The sequence below is a fragment of the Acidocella aminolytica 101 = DSM 11237 genome, from assembly GCF_900129125.1.
In the GTDB taxonomy this organism is placed as follows: Bacteria; Pseudomonadota; Alphaproteobacteria; order Acetobacterales; family Acetobacteraceae; genus Acidocella; species Acidocella aminolytica.
On record NZ_FQVJ01000001.1, the window covers coordinates 25,005 to 44,372 of the forward strand.

16 protein-coding genes are annotated in these 19,368 nt (G+C 55.2%); 7 read left to right on the plus strand and 9 right to left on the minus strand.

Going from position 1 to position 19,368, the window contains the following annotated elements:
* Positions 1-66 precede the first annotated feature (66 nt).
* Positions 67-1,434 (minus strand): MFS transporter, encoded by a 1,368-nt coding sequence (locus BUB54_RS00115; RefSeq protein ID WP_048878955.1) that lies wholly within the window; start codon positions 1,432-1,434, stop codon positions 67-69.
* A gap of 535 nt (positions 1,435-1,969) precedes the next feature.
* On the opposite strand from BUB54_RS00115, the gene gtdA reads away from it, so the two are divergent.
* The 3 genes from gtdA to BUB54_RS00130 all read left to right on the plus strand — a co-directional run bounded on the left by gtdA (position 1,970) and on the right by BUB54_RS00130 (position 5,095).
* Positions 1,970-3,004, plus strand: coding sequence for a gentisate 1,2-dioxygenase (gtdA, locus tag BUB54_RS00120; protein WP_048878954.1), 1,035 nt, complete (start codon positions 1,970-1,972; stop codon positions 3,002-3,004).
* Between the two features lie 113 nt (positions 3,005-3,117).
* Entirely contained in the window at positions 3,118-3,909 is a 792-nt protein-coding gene (locus BUB54_RS00125; protein ID WP_241869378.1) for a fumarylacetoacetate hydrolase family protein, read from the plus strand.
* A 7-nt stretch (positions 3,910-3,916) separates the two neighbouring features.
* The gene (locus BUB54_RS00130; protein WP_048878952.1) at positions 3,917-5,095 is read left to right on the plus strand and encodes a 3-hydroxybenzoate 6-monooxygenase; all 1,179 of its coding nucleotides are present in this window, start codon (positions 3,917-3,919) and stop codon (positions 5,093-5,095) included.
* Here BUB54_RS00130 and BUB54_RS00135 read toward each other — a convergent pair.
* From BUB54_RS00135 to BUB54_RS00165, 6 genes are all read right to left on the minus strand, one after another.
* Positions 5,080-5,862: an IclR family transcriptional regulator gene (locus tag BUB54_RS00135; RefSeq protein WP_052948362.1), complete on the minus strand. Its 783-nt coding sequence runs from the start codon at positions 5,860-5,862 to the stop codon at positions 5,080-5,082. The two genes, BUB54_RS00130 and BUB54_RS00135, sit on opposite strands and share 16 nt — an antisense overlap.
* Positions 5,863-6,002: 140 nt before the next feature.
* A protein-coding gene (locus BUB54_RS00140; RefSeq protein WP_139284729.1) for an IS3 family transposase occupies positions 6,003-7,132 on the minus strand; the annotation gives its coding sequence in 2 pieces (ribosomal slippage) (positions 6,003-6,868 and positions 6,868-7,132; 1,131 coding nt in all).
* A gap of 200 nt (positions 7,133-7,332) precedes the next feature.
* Positions 7,333-7,968, minus strand: coding sequence for a TetR/AcrR family transcriptional regulator (locus tag BUB54_RS00150; protein WP_082075643.1), 636 nt, complete (start codon positions 7,966-7,968; stop codon positions 7,333-7,335).
* A gap of 241 nt (positions 7,969-8,209) precedes the next feature.
* Positions 8,210-9,820 (minus strand): GMC family oxidoreductase, encoded by a 1,611-nt coding sequence (locus BUB54_RS00155; RefSeq protein WP_048878770.1) that lies wholly within the window; start codon positions 9,818-9,820, stop codon positions 8,210-8,212.
* 69 nt (positions 9,821-9,889) lie between these two features.
* Complete coding sequence (locus tag BUB54_RS00160) at positions 9,890-11,365, minus strand: benzaldehyde dehydrogenase (RefSeq protein ID WP_048878769.1); 1,476 nt, start codon at positions 11,363-11,365, stop codon at positions 9,890-9,892.
* 578 nt (positions 11,366-11,943) lie between these two features.
* Positions 11,944-12,546 (minus strand): TetR/AcrR family transcriptional regulator, encoded by a 603-nt coding sequence (locus BUB54_RS00165; RefSeq protein WP_048878768.1) that lies wholly within the window; start codon positions 12,544-12,546, stop codon positions 11,944-11,946.
* 166 nt (positions 12,547-12,712) lie between these two features.
* Here BUB54_RS00165 and BUB54_RS00170 point away from each other — a divergent pair, with 166 nt between their 5' ends.
* Together BUB54_RS00170 and BUB54_RS00175 are read left to right on the plus strand one after the other, a co-directional pair.
* Complete coding sequence (locus BUB54_RS00170) at positions 12,713-13,003, plus strand: aldehyde dehydrogenase family protein (RefSeq protein WP_158320103.1); 291 nt, start codon at positions 12,713-12,715, stop codon at positions 13,001-13,003.
* A 45-nt stretch (positions 13,004-13,048) separates the two neighbouring features.
* Complete coding sequence (locus BUB54_RS00175; protein WP_073211039.1) at positions 13,049-14,125, plus strand: hypothetical protein; 1,077 nt, start codon at positions 13,049-13,051, stop codon at positions 14,123-14,125.
* A gap of 230 nt (positions 14,126-14,355) precedes the next feature.
* Here BUB54_RS00175 and BUB54_RS00180 read toward each other — a convergent pair whose 3' ends face one another.
* Together BUB54_RS00180 and BUB54_RS00185 are read right to left on the minus strand one after the other, a co-directional pair.
* A complete protein-coding gene (locus BUB54_RS00180) occupies positions 14,356-15,105 on the minus strand; it encodes an SDR family oxidoreductase (RefSeq protein ID WP_048878766.1) in 750 nt (249 codons plus the stop codon).
* 237 nt (positions 15,106-15,342) lie between these two features.
* Entirely contained in the window at positions 15,343-15,798 is a 456-nt protein-coding gene (locus BUB54_RS00185) for a MarR family winged helix-turn-helix transcriptional regulator (RefSeq protein WP_048878765.1), read from the minus strand.
* A gap of 333 nt (positions 15,799-16,131) precedes the next feature.
* On the opposite strand from BUB54_RS00185, the gene BUB54_RS00190 reads away from it, so the two are divergent.
* Both BUB54_RS00190 and BUB54_RS00195 read left to right on the plus strand, forming a co-directional pair.
* Positions 16,132-18,483, plus strand: a complete 2,352-nt coding sequence (locus BUB54_RS00190) for an FAD-dependent oxidoreductase (protein ID WP_073211042.1) — start codon at positions 16,132-16,134, stop codon at positions 18,481-18,483.
* Positions 18,484-18,608: 125 nt separating this feature from the next.
* Positions 18,609-19,361, plus strand: a complete 753-nt coding sequence (locus BUB54_RS00195; RefSeq protein ID WP_048878764.1) for an acetoacetate decarboxylase — start codon at positions 18,609-18,611, stop codon at positions 19,359-19,361.
* Positions 19,362-19,368: the final 7 nt, after the last annotated feature.

The following is a 19,368-nucleotide window of genomic DNA, read 5'->3' on the forward strand; positions in this document are numbered from 1 at the left end:
AATCGGATAGAATCAACCGGGGTAATGTCGATTGCATTGGTTTTCAAATAATCAAGATAATGCCTATTAATTCATGATAATAGGCGCATCGTCTTGAGGCTTCGCAATACCACTTCTGACACGCTTCATCATTGTGAAGATGGCTATAGCGGCTATAACAGCAGGCACACTACACATGAGAAAGGTTCTCGAAATTGGCATGTCGAATGAGAGCATTATTCCACCGATGATGGGGCCGATAATTGCGCCAACACGCCCGATTCCCAATGCCCAGCCGACTCCGGTGGATCGAATGGAGGTCGGGTAAAACTCCGCCACAAGCGCGTTCAATCCTGCCTGAGCACCTTGAACAACGAAACCAAGAACAGTCGTGATAATAATAATCGGCAAAAGACCTCTTGAATAGAAGAATGCAAGCAGAGTAACCAAAGCAATTGCCGCCAAAAATTCAACGAAAACGACTCTGTGGCTTCCAAATGCTCTCAATATCTGTCCGGTAACCAAACAGCCAGCTGCACCGCCGAGACTGAACGCCGTCGCTGCCGATATCCCAACTGATAGAGACAGACCGCCTTCATGTAATAGCGCTGGAAGCCAACTCATCACGAGATAAATGACTATGAGATTCATTAAATAAGGCACCCACAGCAACAATGTTCCGGTGGCCCGACCTTGCGTAAATAGGTACTTCACGGGTACCCCCTTTGCGAGGGTATGAGTTGATATAAAACGTTGGTCAGTTTGAAATGCCACGCCAGGTGCGATACGCCGCATTATTGCAAGCACTTGGCCGACGGGAGCCTGCTTCAAGAGCAAAAAACGCACGGATTCTGGAACAAGAGCAGCCAAGATTATTGTCAAGAGTATTGGCAAAATTCCGCCGATTTCAAAAATGCCTCTCCAACCGATCAAAGGGATTAACCAGTAGCTTAGTCCCCCTGCCAGGAGCGCGCCAACGGGAATGCCCGCGAATAGCCATGAGACTATTTTAGCCTGATATCGTAATGGAGAAAATTCCGTTGCATATGCTACGGCATTCGGCATGGCGGCTCCGAGCCCAAGACCGGCCAGGAAACGAAATCCAATGAGCGTTTCGAGAGAATGGGCGTCAGCGGCGGCAAGCGTAAACAAACCAAAAATTAGTGTCGCCGTGATTAATATGATGCGTCGCCCAATTTTATCAGCTATGGGCCCCAACAGCATGGCGCCAATCATCACCCCGATCAGCCCTGCCGAGAAGACAGAAGCGAAAAGTTCAACATGCAGGCCAAATGATCGTGAGATCGCTGGCACAAGAAAGCCCATGACCTGAGTGTCAAAGCCGTCGAGTACGGCAACGCACCCGCACAAAATGATCGTTCTAATTTGGAAACTGCTAAATCGTTCGTTGTCGATGATCTCGTTTATATCTTGGACGTGGCCTTGCATCTGCATGGAAAATACTCCCCTCCAATCCGGCACAGATTGCCTAGTGTCTGTGCCGTGCCAGAATCTCCGTCCGGCTATTAGGGCTGGCTAGTAGCCGCATCGAGCGCAACGAGTCAACAATTTTATCAATTTACGGTAAAAAATGTTTTCTGTTATAAGATTCGAGGAGACCTGACGCCCCGAATCCACCTTCCTCGCGGGAAAGGTTGGGTCTCCCGGCGGGTTATGACAGCCGTGCTACCAAGGGAATGACGAGGTCGAGACCGCCAGTACGCGTTGGGAATCGACGTCCCTTATCGTGAACAGACGGCATCACATATTATGATCTTCTCATGTAAAATCACGGGACTTTTGAAGGGAATGCTTCCGGGAACTTGATTGGATCATGAATTGAGGTTTCCGTTCGGCTCTTTGCACTCGGTCACAGCGGGGCATGATACCGGCGATATGCCTGAAAATACTAAACAATAATTCTTGTATAATGAGAAAAATTATATTATATGTCGGTTAACTTCGAACGAACCGAATGCAGGAGGAATAAATGGAGGATATTCAGCGTGGTGACATAATGGCTGATTTCCACGAGGAACTGGCTCAGGAGAGCCTTGCCCCCCTGTGGGAGGTCTTGAAAGCTCTGGTTCCGCGGGAACCCCGTCCTGTTGCAGCGCCTGCCCATTGGTCGTTTGACCTTTTGCGCAAATTTGCTCTTCAGGCTGGAAAGCTCATCACAGCGGAACAGGCGGAACGGCGGGTCATCGTTTTGGAAAATCCCGCGCTGCGTGGCCAATCGCAGATCACGACTTCACTTTATGCCGGCGTACAATTAATCCTGCCGGGTGAGGTGGCGCCGACGCACCGGCATACCGCGTCGGCACTTCGCCTGCTTCTTGAGGGGGAGGGAGGATATACGATTGTCGACGGCGAGCGTGTCGAAATGCACCCCGGTGACTTCATCATTACGCCGACTTGGAGTCTTCATGACCACGGTAGCGACAGCGACCAGCCCGTGATCTGGCTCGATGGGTTGGACGTGCCAATCGTCAAGCTGCTGAATGCCGGCTTCGCTGAAGATAGTGGCAATGGCCGTCAGACCGTGGTTCATCCGGAGGGCGACTCTCTCGCTCGCTACGGCAGTGGGCTCACGCCCGTCAATTATATTCCCAAAACGGCAGTCAGTCCGATCTTCTGGTATCCCTATGCACGCACGCGGGAGGCCTTGGAACGCATGCGGCAACGCGCCGAATGGGATCCTGCCGAGGGCTTGCGCCTAACCTTTACCGACCCCACGACAGGCGGATCGCCGATCCAGACGATGGCTGCCTTTATGCAACTTCTTCCAGCAGGTTTTTCCGGCAGCGAAGTCCGCTCGACCGACGGCGCCGTCTATAGCGTTGTAGAAGGTTCGGGCCGCGTGACCGTTGGGGATATCACATGGGAGGTGAAGCCTCGAGACATCTTCGTAGTGCCGGGCTGGGCGTGGCACCGCCTCGCCGCGGAAACCGATCTGATCCTCTTTAGCTTTTCCGACCGGCCTTTACAGCAGAAGCTCGGCTTCTGGCGCGAGCAGCGCGGCTGAGGTTTCTGCCGCAAAGAAACTATCGATCAAATACCTCGAGGAAATTCATAATGCGCCTATGCCTTTTCAACGACCATCGCCTAGGAGTTATCGAGGCGGATGGGGTTCACGATGTGACCACGGTCCTGAAAGCCTTGCCTGCCAAGGAGTATCCATTCCCACATTACGATTTACTCGTGGCGGCCCTCCCTGACCTCCGCCCCGCGATCGAAGAGGCGGTTCGGCAGTCTTCTCCAATTCCACTGGATGGGGTGCAGTTACTTAGCCCGGTTGCCAATCCCGGCAAGATCGTCGCGGCACCGGTGAATTACCGTAAGCATCTGGAAGAATCGATTGCCGAACCAGAGACTTTCTCGCGTGCCCACGTCCGCCAGATCCAGGAGACGGGCCTTTTTCTCAAGGCGACCAGTTCGTTGATCGGTGCATCCGAAGCCGTGCGTATCCGGCATCCTGAACGTAGGACTGACCACGAAGTCGAGCTCGCCGTGATCATCGGGCGCACGTGCGATCGCGTCAGCCGCGACCAGGCGCTCAGCTATGTCGCGGGCTATGCGATTGGCCTTGATATTACGGTCCGCGGCCCGGAGGAGCGCAGCCTGCGGAAATCCATTGACACCTACACCGTGCTTGGGCCGTGGCTGGTTACGAGCGACGAGATACCGGATCCGTCGGCATTAGCGTTCTCGCTGGATGTGAATGGCGAGGTTCGGCAATCGGCGAATACGCGCGATCTGATTCTCAGCGTTCCTGAACTGATCGAATTCGCATCTTCGTTCTACACATTGCTCCCCGGCGACATCCTTCTCACGGGAACGCCGGAGGGGGTGGGACCCATTCGGCCAGGCGATACGATGAACGCGCATATTGATTGCATCGGCGATATCAACGTTTCTGTGGTTGAGTGAGGGACATATGAGTATTTCAATGAAATCTCCCTTCCTGGTCGCGGGCGCGGGTATCGGCGGTCTAGCCGCGGCATTGGCGCTGGCGCGCAAGGGTATTCCGGTTGATGTCATTGAACAGGCAGCCGAAATCAAGGAGGTCGGTGCCGGCATCCAGTTCGGCCCGAATGGATTCCGCATGATGGACCGTCTCGGATTGCGGGACGCGGTGAATCACCTCGCCGTTTTTCCCGACGACTTGATCTTGATGGATGGCGTGTCTGCCGAAGAGATCACCAGAATCCACGTCGGGCAGGCGTTCAGGGATAAGTTCGGTTACCCCTATGCCTTGATCCACCGCGCGGATCTTCACTCTGTGCTTCTGAAGGCGGCCGAAGAATCGGGACTCGTGCGTGTTCACGCGGGACAATCTTTGGAGCGTTTTGAGGATGACGGTGAACGTGTCATTGTCGCGACAAGAGAAGGTCAGCGCTACGAGGGGCAGGCACTGATTGGAGCCGACGGGCTCTGGTCAAAGGTCCGCCAGGCGGTGATTGGAGACGGAAAGCCCCGTGTCTCGGGGCATATTGCCTATCGAGCTGTGCTTCCAATCGAGAAAGTGCCGGAGCAATATCGAAAGAATGCCATGATTCTCTGGGCTGGCCCCAAGAATCATCTCGTCCAATATCCGTTACGGGGTGGGGAGCTATTCAATCTCGTCGCCGTTTTCCACAGTGATCGCTACGACGAAGGATGGGATGCGGAAGGTGAGCGCGAGGAGCTCTTCAAGCGATTCGCGAACAACTGCGAGACCGTTAAGACACTTCTTGGGAAGATCGATACGTGGCGCATGTGGGTCCTGTGCGACCGTGATCCGATCGAAAAATGGAGTGATGGCAGGGTCACGCTGCTCGGTGATGCGGCGCACCCGATGCTACAATATCTTGCTCAAGGTGCATGCATGGCGATCGAGGATGGTGTGATCTTGGCAGACATGGTTATGTCTTCGGGTGGCGATCTTCCTTCAGCCTTCAATAACTATCAGGAAGCTCGCCACCTGCGGGCGGGCAGGTGCCAAGTGACCGCCCGCCTGTATGGTGAATTCTACCATGCCGACGGCGTCAAAGCGAAGCTTCGCACGCAGATGCTTTCAGGGCGCACCGCCGAGCAAGCGTACGAGAGTGTTAGCTGGCTCTACGACGGCCCTTGAGCCATTGGTCCAGTTGCAATGCGGCGCAGGTCACCAGTTACTTGCGCCGCGGTAAGCGGCATTTGCTTGGTTAAACGGTCCTGAAGTTCCTTACCGCAATCCCTCTCCTCGATAACTAGGCCCAGACTACCGATAACTGTGCCGTCGGGTCCGAATATCGCGGCGGCGAGCCCAAGCGCGCCGGAATCAAGTTCTGAGTGTGTTAGGCAAACCTCTGCATTCCGCATGAGCCTCAGTTGCCTTTTCAACGTCGGCCAATCGTGGCCCAGCCCGACGGCTCTGATATCCTCAAGATGTTCATCCTGATACGTGCGGACAATTCGTGCGGGGAGGTGGGCAAGGATGATCTTGGACGCCGCACCGCGGTGCAACGGCATCAGACGTCCACGCTCATAGCTGGTGGCTAGGACAGGTGTGTGGGCAGTCTCTTGATGAACACAGATCACCTGGCGCCGGTACAGCCGGCATAATAGGAAAGTTCCTGGAACCCCAATTTCCGCTGCCAAGCGCCGCATCGCGGGACTAGCCGCGCGGATCAGCGGATCACCGAGACGGGTTTGCCGGTCTAACTGTGTAATCGCCGGCCCCAACACGTATCGCCCAGCCGCAAAGCCAACGATCAAACCTGCGTCGCTGAGGCTCTTGAAGTATCGGTAGGCCGTGCTGACAGCAAGCCCAAGCTGGCTCGCGGCTTCTTCCACTGTCCACTCGGACCTTTCAGTCGTAAAGAGCGCGAAGATTGAGAGGAGCTTGTCGGTTGCACTCATAGGTGGCGTTTCATTTTTTAGAATGACGAGATGTGGTAGCCGCAACAAAGCGGCTGTCCGAGCCGGCAGTCAAGGGGGGTGACCAGAGCTTGGTTTTGGCCTGCCGGATATTTTGTACCAGCGTGATTGAGATAAAGCAGTCATGCGGCTTGGTCGAGATGAATTATGTTTGGCTGGATGGTTTGTGGCGCGGGCGGCCTGTATCCAAGTGCTGAATGTGGCCGCAGCGTATTGTAGTGGTTACGCCATAGCTCGATGAGGATTTGCGCCTCCCTCAGGCTGTAGAAGATTTCGCCGTTCAGTAGCTCATCGCGCAACTTGCTATTGAAACTCTCGCAATACCCGTTTTCCCATGGTGAGCCCGGCTCGATGTAAAGCGTCTGCGCTCCAACTTTGGCGAACCATTCCCGAACGACCTTCGATGTCATTTCCGCCCCATTGTCTGAACGAATATGCTCAGGCACGCCCCTAACCATCATCACCTTGGCCATCGTCTCCAGTACGCCAAGGCCGTTGATCCTGCGAGCAACACGAATGGCCAAACATTCCCGGGTGAATTCGTCGATCAGCGTCATCAGCCGCAGCTTACGGTCATCATGCGTCTGGGCTTCGACAAAGTCATAAGACCAGACATGGTTGCGCCGCTCCGACCGCAACCGGATGCAGGAGCCGTCATTCAGCCAGAGCCGGCCCCTGGGTTTCTGCTTCTGGGGAACCTTCAGCCCTTCCCGGCGCCAGATCCGCTGCACTCGGTCCGTGCCAACCTCCCATCCGGCAGCCCGTAGCAACGTTGTGATCCGCCTATAGCCGTATCGGCCGTAGTTGCCGGCCAGGGCGATGATGGCCTGTGTCAACTCATCCTCATCAGGGCGAAGCTGGGACACGTAACGTTGCGTGCCGCGGGGATGGTCCAGCAAGCGGCAAGCGTGACGCTCCGAGAGATCGTAGCTCTCCCGGATATTAGCCACCGCCTGCCGGCGCCGTTCAGGGCTTACAAGTTTCCCGCCGCAACGTCTTTAAGGATCTGCTTCTCAAGCGACAGATCCGCCACCAGACGTTTTAAGCGATTGTTTTCCTTCTCTAATTCCTTCAGACGCCGCGCCTGGTCCATATCCAGCCCACCGTACTCTTTCCGGTACCGGTAATAGCTCTTGTCAGAGATCCCAGCCTCTCGGCAGGCAGCTTGGATCGTCTTTCCCTGGCCGGTTTGCAACTCAATCTGCCGCAGCAGCACAATAATCTGCTCCGCGCTCATCCGTTTCGTCGGCATGCAAATGCCTCCTGTCTAAACCAGTTTGTCTCAATTCAACTGGTTCAAAAATCCCCAGGCAGGCCAACGGCAATCTTCTCATTTTCAAAAGTACCAGGTGGACCGGCACTCAGCCGAAACCGTTGAAACGAGACCACCGTATAGGCGCAAGCATATATAATCACCATATAAAATAAGCCACGGGAATCACTTGGCCCAAGCTACAAAGGCATTTTTATATTGCACATTGGCAGGATTACTTGAATGTTGTGTTTTAATTTTCCACGACTGGGAGCTTTTTTGTAGCCAAGGGCGACAAAAAACATATGCCGACCTATTAAGCCGGCCCAAATGAGTTCGCTTACAAACAGTGGCGCTTGGACCATCAGATATCCTTGCTCAGCCTGTTGAGTGAGCCAAGCCGACAGGCGACGCACGAAAAATTCGCTACCACTCTCGAAATGGGTCTTTGCAATGCTTGGCAAGGTTCGCCTCTCATCCATCGCCATCCGCACGATGTTTATGGCGATTGGGGAGAGAGCGGCGTTTGCCCAGCGATACAAAAACTCCTCTAGGATCGCAACGGCCTGCTCAGGACCTTCTACTGGACCATCAAGAAGGTCAGTAGCGTATGTTCTGATATGTTTGATTACTAGCTCGATGAGCGCTTCCTTACTTTTAACGAGGCTGTACAAGGTTCTCTTGGACATACTTGCCTCACGCGCGATCGCCGCCATACTGTGCGTGTCGAGCTCTTGCTTGACCAAGATTGCCTCAGTGGCCTGAATGACGCGCTTGAGCCCTTCCTCTGGATTTAGCATGGGCCTGCCACGGGCTACTTTCTTGGTACTCTGCATGTTGGTCCGGTGTAGGTCCCCCCGATCTGACGGCCGAGCATGCCGTCCATTGACGGATACTATATGACGCTCTTTCCCTACTGTGCAAAGGGCTAGATAAGGGCAAAGGAGGCAGACGTTGGCATAGCCATCAGGATAGCGTCATCAACTGATCGAACGCCTAGCATCGTTGAAGATTACGGCGTCACCGGTCCAGGAATGGACTCGTTCGCGCGCGCCTTGCGGGTGTCTTGAGTGGCGATCAAGCGACGCACTTGATGAACATATCGGCTCCGTGACGTGCGAGCGCCATTGTCGGCGCATTGGTATTGCCGCTAACGATGTTTGGCATGATGGATGCGTCGATTACGCGTAGCCCACTCACACCATTCACGCGCAAATGCGCATCGACCACTGCGCGATCGTCGCTCCCCATCCGGCAGGTACCCACCGGATGCCACATAGTGGTAACCACTTTCTTAATCCAGGCCGCCAGATCGTCATCCGACTGGAGTGCCGGGCCTGGAGCGATTTCCTCTTTGAGTAACGATTTCAGGGAAGGCTTCTGCACGACTTCGCGCATCGCCCGGATAGATTTGATCGCGGTCGAGAGATCGTAACTATCTCCCATGAAATTTGGATCGATCAAGGGCATCGAAGTTGGATCGCCATCGCTCAGGCGGATGCTGCCCCGACTCCTGGGCTGTAAGACTACGAGCTCGAACGTGATGCCCGGTTGCGTGCCGGTGGGCCGCAGGCCATCCTCAGAAACAATGGGCACGTGGTAGCACTGGATCGTCGGCAGCGCGGATAGGTTCTCGGGGTTCCAATAGGAGACCGTTTCGATGCCGCTGCCAGATGCCGGCCCGTCCTTCGTCAACGCGTAGCGCAAACCGGCTTTGACTGCGCCAAAGCCCTGTGCAGTATTCTGATAACCCAGTTTTTCCTTGCAGTAAGCTTTGAGGGGAACGATGGGATGATCCTGCAAGTTCAGGCCGACATCGGGAGCATCGTGAATGACCTGGATGCCATGTTTCTTCAGATGTTCTGCCGGGCCGATACCGGAGTGCATGAGGATTTTAGGAGTGTGAAGCGCGCCAGCAGAGAGAATTACCTGCTTTGCATGCACGAAAATGTTCTTGCCGCTCGCAGAATATTGGACACCCGTCGTTATGCCATTTTCTATGACGACCCGCTCGACTACGCATTTCACACGTACCTCAAGACGGCCACTCGCAAGAGCGGGACGCAGATGAGCATCGGCAGAACTGCACCGGCGACTCTTCCAAACAGTAGACTGCACCGGCGACACGCCGCTCTGTGATTCTCCATTATAGTCAGGGTTGTACGGCAACCCATACTCTTGGAATGCCTTCAGGCATCCCTGGTTCAATTCATTTATGTCCCTCGGCAATGAAACCTTTAGATACCCATCTACGCCGTGGTATTTGTTATGAAATGTGTCGCTGCATTCTTGGGCTATGAAGTGGGGGAGGAGGTCAGAGAACGACCATGCTCCAGTGTCGCCAACAGCGTCTTGCCACGCGTCATAGTCGCGAGCTTGGCCACGTACATAGGCCATCGCATTAATGGAACTGCCTCCACCAATAACTTTCCCGGACCGGTAACGGCGCACGGTACCATCGAGTTGTATCTGAGGCACCGTATTGTATGGCCACACATGCAGGTCATGCTCAAGAATCTTCGCGTATCCCGCAGGCAGGTGAATCAGCGGGTCAGAGTCGTTGCTGCCTGCTTCCAGCAGCAGAACCGATGCTTGCGTTTCTGTTGCAATTCGTCCAGCGACGACACAGCCTGCCGCGCCGCCTCCCACTACGATGACGTCATAGGTACTCTTTTCGGACTGGCTCATAAGTATCTCATATGTGATACGGCGTTTTGATCTGTGATGAATTTCTTGTCTGCTGATATGGTCTCTCTCTCACAAGGGATAGATCGGCGCATCGCTCTTGAGCGTCAGCCATTGCCATTGAGTGAACTCCTCCCAATTGGCTGGGCCACCGACGCTGCTGCCGTTGCCCGAGGCGCCAACGCCGCCAAAGGGGTTGATCACCTCGTCGTCCACGGTTTGGTCATTGATATGCAGGATGCCGGTATGTAGCCGTTCGCCGAGCTTCAGCGCGCGACCTACGTCACTGGAGATTACCGCCATTGATAGGCCGTATTCGGAATCGTTAGCTAGGTGGATGGCTTCCTCGTCCGTATCGAATGATGTGACAACGGCCACCGGGCCGAAGATTTCCTCGCGGAAAGCAGGATTGTCCGGACCAACGCCACTGAGTACAGTGGGTTCGAAGAACAGCTCGCGATAATGGCCGCCGGTTTCCAGCTTTGCCCCAGCGGCCTGTGCAGCCCGTACGAGCTGGTAAGCGTGGTCTCGCTGCTGAACGTTGATGAGGGGGCCCAGATCCACCTCCTCGGTGGCCGGGTCGCCTATGCGTAGGCTCTTAGCCTTGGCAACCAACCGTTCAAGCAGGCGCGGGTAGATGCTGCTCTGGACCAGCAGCCGGCCGGTGGCCATGCAGATTTGGCCTTGATGCAGGTAGATGCCCCAAGTGGCGCAAGCTAGCGCACGGTCCAGGTCGGCGTCGTCCAGCACGATCAGGGAATTCTTGCCGCCCAACTCCAGTGAAACCTTCTTGAGGTGGCGGCCGGCAGCCTCGCCCACCTTGCGGCCCGCGCCGGTGGAGCCCGTGAATGCGATCATGGCGACGTTCGGATCTGCCGTCAGTGCCGCGCCCGCCGCGCCATCTCCGGGCAACACATACAGCAGACCGGCGGGTAGACCAGCCAGTTCGAACAGGCGAGCGATCGAAAAACCGCCGCAAACCGCGGTGCGAGGATCGGGCTTGAGCACCACGGCGTTACCCAAAGCCAGCGCTGGCGCTACCGCACGGATAGCCAGATATAGCGGAAAGTTGAATGGCGCGATCACCCCGACCACGCCCAGCGGGCGGCGGCGAGCCAGACTGAGGCGGCCGGGCACTGAGGGCAGCACTTCGCCCGCGCTCTTGGAAGGTAGAGCCGAACTTTCGTGTAGCACCTTGGTCGACACGGCCACCTCGAAGCTGGCCTTGGCGCGCACTGAGCCGCTTTCGCGCACCAGCCATTCCGTTATCTCGCCGGCGTATTCCTCGGCCAAGCGGGCGGCCTTGCGTAACACGGCCGCCCGTTCCTCGTAAGGCAGTGCAGCCCATTCCACTTGATTTAGCCGTGCCTGCCGCGTCGATTCGGCAATTAGAGTTGGGTCGGCCATGCCGATCTGGCCTAGGGAACTTCCGGTGGCGGGTTCTGCCACCGTGCTAGGGGACAAATTGCCTTTGCGCCAGATACCAGTGAAAAGTTTCTCATGCCAGAGAGTGGTGTCAAGCAAGGGAGTAGAATTTTTTAATGCCATGATGTTTCCTGTTGTTTGAGCCTTTAACGGGCGGTTTTGATATCGCAAGTGATCTGCGGGACCACGGGATCAGCTTGAGTTGCCGTCCTTGCAGGCCGCATCGTCACCGTTAGAGTGCGTGCGACATTGTTCGCGCGTAAACCAGATCGAAACAGGTACGCAGTTTCCCATTCCTACTCTCCCGTACAAGGATCTCATCAAGCTCGAAGCTGCCAAGCCTTCTTGAATGTCGCCTGATGTAGGAAGTGTTTTTCGATAACAAGGTGCGAGGCAATCATCTGAACTCACCCTCCTTCGGTCAGTGGCGAGACTTCATAGTTGTAACCCGAGTTTCCCCAACGTCTGCTGCCCATCTAAAAGATGAGAGCAAACCAGTTGAAAACTTCTCTTTCTAGACATGTGGAGTACATCTCGCATGAACTCCGAAAATTACTCGGCGCGTATTGGGCAGGCACTCAGGTTGTCTTGCGTCCAGCAAAATCACATCGGTGCATATTAATATATTCATAGTAAATAGTAAACCGTATGGTACCGTAATTCTGGCGACTGTCACCTCATATCTTTTTCCCATAACCTGATCAATGAAGATAAGCCGCTAGGAATATATCTACCGCTTCCTCTGCGGCCGCTTTCCGGGTTTTCGCGTCGGGCCGCTTGTCGAGCCCCCATAGTTGGCGTCCTACCTGCCCGGCGGCGTCGCACAGCGACTGGAAGTTAAGGCCGGCCTTGCGTGGCTCCGCGCGCCGGAGGAACCCTTCATCCATAAACCGGTCGATTACGCCGCAAACCGACAGTAAGGTCAGGCGTGGGCCATTCTCATAAAATATCCGGACCAGTTGCGGATGACGCCCAGATTCTCCAATGATAAGGCGATGCACGGCCATGACCTCCGGGCGGGTCACGAGGTCGAGATAGGCGACGCCGAGACGGACGAGACTGGACCGGACGTCACTTTCTTCCCGGGATGCGTCGAGCGCGGCGATGCCACCTTCGCCAGCTTCCACCACAAATGCCTCGAACAGTGCCTCTTTGCCCGAGAAATACCCATAGAGCGTCGCCTTCGAAGCCCCCGCCTCTGCTGCGATCGCCTCCATCGTCACCGCGCCGAACCCCTGCGCAACAAATAATTTTCTCGCGGCCTCGACGAAGCTGAAACGGCGGGTTTCGGTTTTCCTGCGCATCCGTGGGAAGGTCTTTCTATCTGTCTGTTGGCTAAGCAGGTGGCAGCTGTCGTGGCCTGGTTGAACGGACAAACTCTTAAATAACTAAACGGTACTGTTCAAGAAGCTTGACGCCAGAAAGGCGTTGCCTTATCTAAACGGTATAGTTCAGTTAAAGGGGTTGGTCGTGACGATTTCGTGCTCGTCCCTTCGCAGCGGACAAAAGCCGGTTCAGAGTGCCAACTATGCAAAGTTCGGCCTGTCGAGCGAGGTCTACGCGGACGGCGAAGCGCTCGGCCTGAGCTTTGCTCTGCACATCGAGGCGGGAATCACGCACATCAACGACATTTCTCCCAACGAGGATCCGAACATCATGTTCGGCGGCGCGAAGAACGGCGGCATCGACCGCTTTAACAGCAACTGGATCATCGGCAACTGGCCGCCGGTCATTGGATCGGCATGCACAGGGACTTCGTGACGATCCCTTCTGATCCAAACCTACTAAGGAAAGGAGAACCCTCCCGTGAGCACCCAACCCAAAAAATGGATCCAGGCAGAAATCGAGTCACTCGATCCCGAAATCGATTATGTGCGGATTTGGCAGTTATCGAGCTGCTATGACTCAAGCGAGTTTATGTCGAATTTGATGTATGCGCTTACCTTCCCAAACTTTGTTGTGACCGAATGGGGCTCTACCGCAGTGTGGCGTGAGGACGGCGGCAAGGTGGTCGAGCGCGCGACCTCCCGAGTGGAGCAGACCCAGAGTACGAATAGCTTGTGGTGGTGGTACGGGCCGCACGACGAGCGCACCAAGAAGTCAGTCGACGGGATCAACCGCCTACATGCTTATTGGGCCAAGCAATATCCAGGCATGTTCTCGTACAATGACGACTACATCTATGTCTGCGCGTTCTCAGCTGTACTCTTGCACCGATTCCGGCTTCGTCTAGGGCTGCCTGGCGTCTCGGAGAAGGAAAAGATTGCCTCCCATAAGTTCTGGGGTGAGCTGTCCAAGCTGTTTCGATCTGAGAATGATATGCCGCTGCATGGCTATCCGGAGGATTTCGACGGGTGCCTTCGTTTTTGCGAGGAGTATGAAACCGCACCGAAGCCCAAACCGGAGCGGGGCAACCTGATCGCCTCGGCGATCTACGAACAGTTCGTGTTCCGTTACTTTCCCGAGGAACTGCACTGGCTTGGCCACCAGTTGATCCGAAGCCTCGCGCTGCCGACCACGCTGGAAACCATGCAGATCGATCCTCCGCTGCCCATGGCGAAAGAGATTCTGCCGAAATTGGTGGGCTTTATTCTCTGGTACAAGGACACCTACGAAGACGATCCGCCGCGTAGCTATATTGAGATGCGTGAAGCCATGAGTCAGGAACAGCGGCGGGCAGTCATGGATTCGATCCGCAAGCTGGACAAGCAGTTTCCCGCTCATTTTGCGTCCCTCTACAAGGACGATCCCAAGTTCGCGGGGTGCCCGTTCCATGCGGCGCTGCCGTCTTACGAGGGTGAAATCGAGTTCAAGCCATCAGTAACGGTTCGCGACATCGAGGCCGTCGTTTCAGGCGATGTCGGCGTCGCCAAAGCAGGCTGACCGGCATTTTTTGGTGGCCGGTTCGTCCGGTTGCTGCCTGCATTATCCGGCGGCGTCTTCCTTCAGTTCGGCCGACCGCGTTTTGAAATAGGGGGGAACATGGATAGTTCGGGCCAACGCAGCCGGCCAATGTCAAGAAAACGGTCCGTAAGACCCGCCAACTAGGTTGGCTTAAACAGCGACCGGAGGCACTCGTTCCAGAGACATTGTTCGAAAACGGCTCATCCGCCTCAATATTCCTGAGCGGTAGGACGAAACAGAATTTCGTTGATGTCAACGTCATCTGGTTGGCCAATGGCGAACGCCACGGCTCTTGCGAAGGAGGCCGCGGGGATTGCAATCTTGTAAAACGCTTTTGTAGTCTGCTGCGTCTCCGGATCGGTGATGCTATCCGGCAGCTCCGTCTCGACCGCTCCCGGTGAGATGATCGTCGTGCGGATGTTGTACGGTTTCACCTCCTGCCGCAAGCCCTCTGAAATGACTCGCACAGCATGCTTGGTCGCCGAATAGACCGTGCTGCCTTGACGTACTTTATGGCCCGCGACCGAAGCCACGTTGATGAAATGGCCCGATCGCTGGTGCTGCATATGTGGCAATGCCGCCGCGATCCCATAAAGCAGACCCTTGATGTTGACGTCGATCATCCTGTCCCAATCGTCGACCTTCAGCCGATCGAGCAACGAGTTTGGCATTAACCCGGCGTTGTTGATCATGACATCGATTTGGCCGAACCGTTCGACCGCGGCGCCGACGAGACCCTCGACATCTTCCCGTCGCGTGACATCGGTTACGCGCGCCAGCACGTCGCCTCCTGCCGCAGCCAATTCTTGCGCCAGATCTTCGATCCGATCCTTGCGGCGGGCACCGATAATCAGCTTTGCCCCCTTCGCAGCCAACAGCCGCGCCGTGGCTTCCCCAAGGCCGCTGCTTGCACCCGTGATCACGATGATCTTGCCTTTGATCTTGTCCGTAACGTCCATGCCATCACCTCACATCGTGCCGCTCCAATATCGTTGCCTTGCACGGAATTCTCAACCCCACGGTACAACAAAAAGTACTTTACTCACCCAGCCGTGAATGGATTCGATTCTGATTCTGGCGGTGTGGAGCCAATCGAAATTTTGAATTCAATCCTATATGGTGGCGCACATTTATGCGGTTAACCAAAAGTTGGGACACCAATATTACAAAGCTTGCTTTTTAGAGCCACCAACTGCTTAATCTATTTCTCCATTTATCGAATTGAGTGCGGCGCAGATGTGTTCCAGAACCTTGTACGCAACCTCGACTTCATGGTCGGTTAAACCTGAGAGCGAGTCGATCTGTACCTGGTCTACAATATTTCTGACTTGATTTGCTAGAGTCCGCCCTTTCCTGGTCAGGACTATCAATTTGGCCCTCCGATCAGACGCCTCTTCTTCCCGCCGTATCAAGCTCGCCTTCTCCAAATTATCCAGGAGACGAACGATCGATGAGCCGTCCAATGACATTGAGAATGCAAGATCCTTCTGCCGCATTGGTGCCGTCGCACGCAGCAAATGTATAAGGGGAAGCCAAGTTGCTTCTGTCAGCTTAAAGGGCAGAAGATAAGAATTGGCAGCACGGCGCCAAGTGCGTGTGGCAAGCCCCAACATACTCGCGAAGTTTTCACGATTTTTTTTCTTGGGCGGCATTTTTAGGGCAATCTTGATATCTGATGACGAACAACTAGATGTCATACAATCTATTTTTGTGCAATGGAGTTATGCGCATAAATTTGGTTCTAGTGCATCTGTCTTAGGTCAATATGTCAGCCGCATACCCGTTCATTCGGGCCTGCGGCAACATGCAACTCGGGAAGGGCTTGCCGAGCATGTCTTTTGTTGATTCAGTACTTGCATCTCCTCGGGCAAGACAAAAACTTTTTGATTCCTGCCCGGGGGATGGACGCCGCTGCCAAGAAAGGCGTGAGGATAGCCGCAAGTTCCATCCAACCCCCGCACCGATAGAAAGAGGGCAGCTTCTTAATGCCAACTGAAGTCGATTATCTGCTCCTCGGCGGCGGGCTTGCCAGCGCAACCGCGGCGGCAACCCTCCGGCTCGAAGGAGCCAAGGGGTCGATCATGATCCTGTCAAACGAGGAGCTGCCTCCTTACTATAGGCCGCCGCTGTCCAAGCAGTTCTTGCTTGGGGCCGCCACCGCGGAAATGCTCTCCATCTATTCGGACAGTTTTTACAAGGAACAAGAGATTGAGCTTGCCTTGAATGTGTCGGCCATCGCAGTTAACACGGAGACACGTCATGTGACTACGGATACATGCGGGGATATCCGGTATGGACAGCTTCTGATCGCGACCGGAGGCAGGCCAAAGCCGCTTGAAATTCCTGGCACTGACCTCAAGAGTATTCATTATTTACGGCGCAAGGCCGAATGTGAGGCTATCAGGCAAAATGCCCGTTCGGGAGCAAAGAGCGCCGTCGTCATAGGCGCCAGTTTTCTTGGCATGGAGATTGCGATGTCTCTTATCGCGCTGGGGCTCCATGTCACCCTCATCGAGGCCGACGATAAGGTGCTCAAGCACCTGGAATCGACAGATATCTCTGAATATTTCAAAGGACATGCCGAGAGCCAGGGAGCATCGGTCCTGCTACGCGATACACCCTTGGCGTTTCATGGCGAAGGCGGGCAGGTGCGCGAGGTCGAAACCGCATCCGGGCATCGGGTGCCATGCGATCTCGCCGTGATCAGCATCGGCGTCGTTCCCAACACGGAATTCCTCCAGGGAAGTGGCATTGTGCTGGACGAAGGTCTCGTAGTGGTCGACGAGTTGTTGAGATCAAATGTCGCGAATGTCTTTGCCGCTGGCGATGTAACCAGTTTTTATGATCCTGTCTTTGCCTTGCGCCGTCATATCGAGCATTGGGACAATGCCGTGAAACAGGGGCGCTTGGCGGCAAAAAACATGCTGGACCAGCGATTGCGTTACGACGAGGTATCGTACTTCTTTTGTGATGTTGGAGATATCAGCTTTAGCGTCCTGGGTGCTCCTGAGGAGGGCAACGAGCAGTTCAGCCGCGGCGCCCTCGACAAGAGATCTTTGGCGATATTCTATCTAAAAGACGGCGTGCCGCGCGCGCTGTTCTCCATAGGCCGGCCGGTTGAGGAAACACGGCATGCGGAAGATCTGATACGATATCGCGTCAATCTTGGCGACGTGCAAGACAGGCTGAGCGATCAGACTTTCAGTCTCGCCCAGATTCCAATAAGCACTGTGTTGATTCTACAAGGGGGCGGTGCGCTCGGCGCTTTCGAGTGGGGCGTGGTGAAGGCGCTAGAGGAAGAGCAGATTTTTCCTGACATCGTCGCCGGTGTGTCGATCGGCGCCCTGAATGGCGCCATCATTGCGGCTAATCCCCGCCACGCGACAGAGGCGCTGGAATCATTCTGGTCTGACCTCTCCGTCCGGACGCCATTCCTGCCGCCCGGGGAGGCCAGTCGCGCCATTACCTCGATGGAGATATTGATGTTCGGGGTGCCGAACTTTTTTAAGCCCCGTTGGCTTCAACCCTTTGCCAATCCGTCGCTGCTGCCGGCGGACTGGACCAGCTATTACGACACGGCGCCGATGAAGGAGCTGATCTCAAAATATGTCGATTTCCCGACGCTCAAGGCCAGTCCGGTCCGGCTTCTGGTCGGAGCGGTCAATGTCGCTACAGCGGAGCTTGAAATCTTCGACAGTTATGTCGACGATCTGACGCCTAACCATATTCTTGCCAGCGGCAGTCTGCCGCCGGGTTTTCCCTGGACCGTGATCGACGGCGAGGCTTACTGGGATGGCGGAATCGTAAGTAATTCGCCGCTCGATCTGGTTCTCGATCGGTGCGGCCCCGGCGGCAAGCATGTTTTTATCGTTGACCTGTTCGCAGGCCACAGAGACCTGCCTAAAAACATGATGGAAGTCATGTCCAGGCGCGATGAGATTTTTTATTCGGAACGAATCCGGAGCGACCGGCGACTGCGCGAAACTGTTGCTTCGTATCGCACACTGGTCAACCTGATCCTTGCGCAGGTTGACCCCTACAAACTCACCAAAATTCAACAACGTCCACTTTATATCGAGATGATGGGGGACGGAGCACTTGTGAATTTCACGAGATTCGTGCGGGAAAGCGCAAATGGAGAGCCGTCCTCCCGCGATTATGATTTTTCGGAGGAGTCGATCAGGCTTAATCAAGCGGCGGGCTACGCCCTTGCCAAGAAAACGCTCCACCACCCCGTAGGCAACGTAGAGGGGTTGACGGCGGCATCTCCTCTCCCGGTTCTATTACCCGTCCAGACCCGGCAAACCAGTCCGAGAAAACGGACTGGCCCCATGTAGGTCTTGAGAAAGGATGGATAGACTAGCCTATATTACCGCGATGGAGATATTGGACATATTCCCGTGAACAATCCGACCGGCCAGACGGCTTGTTGTATCGAATCACTGACGAGGAGCGACAAAATATGACCCGTGACGAAATTCTGAGCACACCGTCGATGCCCGCGTTCTCACCTAGTTATCCGTTCGGGCCATTTCATTTCGTTCGCCGCGAATATTTGATCATCACCTACGAGACCGACCCTGAGGTGATCAGAGAGGCTCTGCCTGAGCCGCTTGAACCGGCGCCGGGCAATCTCGCCTATTATGAGTGGATGAAGATGCCTGATTCCACTGGTTTTGGTTCCTATGAGGAGAGCGGCAGCGGCATACAGGCGCTCTGGCAAGGCGAGCCTTGTAATTTCTCCGTCCAGATGTATCTGGACGACGAACCGCCTATCACCGGAGGGCGGGAGATCTGGGGATTTCCGAAAAAATACGGCGTGCCGCGGCTGGATCTGGTCAAGGATACTCTGACGGGCACATTGCACTACGATGGAGAGCGTGTCGCCATGGGTACTATGCGCTACAAGATTAAGAGCCTCGCCGATAAGCTGGACGAGGTAAAGGCCGGCGTCGCCAAGCTGAACGTCAATCTGAAACTACTGCCGGATGTGGACGGTAAACCCAAGGTCGCGCAACTCGTCGGCTACAATCTCGAAGACATCCACATCCACGGCGCATGGGAGGGCACAGCGGATATACAATTGTTGCCGCATGCCAATTGTCGTGTGGCCGCCCTACCCGTGAAACGGGTCGTTGGCGGGCGTCATTTGGTCGTTGATCTCGTGCTGCCCTACGGCAAGGTGTTGCATGATTATCTCGCGGAACAGCAATAAGAGGATT

What these genes read in the sequence shown, in the direction of transcription:
- BUB54_RS00115 (WP_048878955.1), bottom strand. Translation starts at nt 1,434, where the DNA reads ATGCAGATGCAAGGCCACGTCCAAGATATAAACGAGATCATCGACAAC.
- gtdA (WP_048878954.1), top strand. Translation starts at nt 1,970, where the DNA reads ATGGAGGATATTCAGCGTGGTGACATAATGGCTGATTTCCACGAGGAA.
- BUB54_RS00130 (WP_048878952.1), top strand. Translation starts at nt 3,917, where the DNA reads ATGAGTATTTCAATGAAATCTCCCTTCCTGGTCGCGGGCGCGGGTATC.
- BUB54_RS00135 (WP_052948362.1), bottom strand. Translation starts at nt 5,862, where the DNA reads ATGAGTGCAACCGACAAGCTCCTCTCAATCTTCGCGCTCTTTACGACT.
- BUB54_RS00150 (WP_082075643.1), bottom strand. Translation starts at nt 7,968, where the DNA reads ATGCAGAGTACCAAGAAAGTAGCCCGTGGCAGGCCCATGCTAAATCCA.
- BUB54_RS00155 (WP_048878770.1), bottom strand. Translation starts at nt 9,820, where the DNA reads ATGAGCCAGTCCGAAAAGAGTACCTATGACGTCATCGTAGTGGGAGGC.
- BUB54_RS00160 (WP_048878769.1), bottom strand. Translation starts at nt 11,365, where the DNA reads ATGGCATTAAAAAATTCTACTCCCTTGCTTGACACCACTCTCTGGCAT.
- BUB54_RS00165 (WP_048878768.1), bottom strand. Translation starts at nt 12,546, where the DNA reads ATGCGCAGGAAAACCGAAACCCGCCGTTTCAGCTTCGTCGAGGCCGCG.
- BUB54_RS00180 (WP_048878766.1), bottom strand. Translation starts at nt 15,105, where the DNA reads ATGGACGTTACGGACAAGATCAAAGGCAAGATCATCGTGATCACGGGT.
- BUB54_RS00185 (WP_048878765.1), bottom strand. Translation starts at nt 15,798, where the DNA reads ATGCCGCCCAAGAAAAAAAATCGTGAAAACTTCGCGAGTATGTTGGGG.
- BUB54_RS00190 (WP_073211042.1), top strand. Translation starts at nt 16,132, where the DNA reads ATGCCAACTGAAGTCGATTATCTGCTCCTCGGCGGCGGGCTTGCCAGC.
- BUB54_RS00195 (WP_048878764.1), top strand. Translation starts at nt 18,609, where the DNA reads ATGACCCGTGACGAAATTCTGAGCACACCGTCGATGCCCGCGTTCTCA.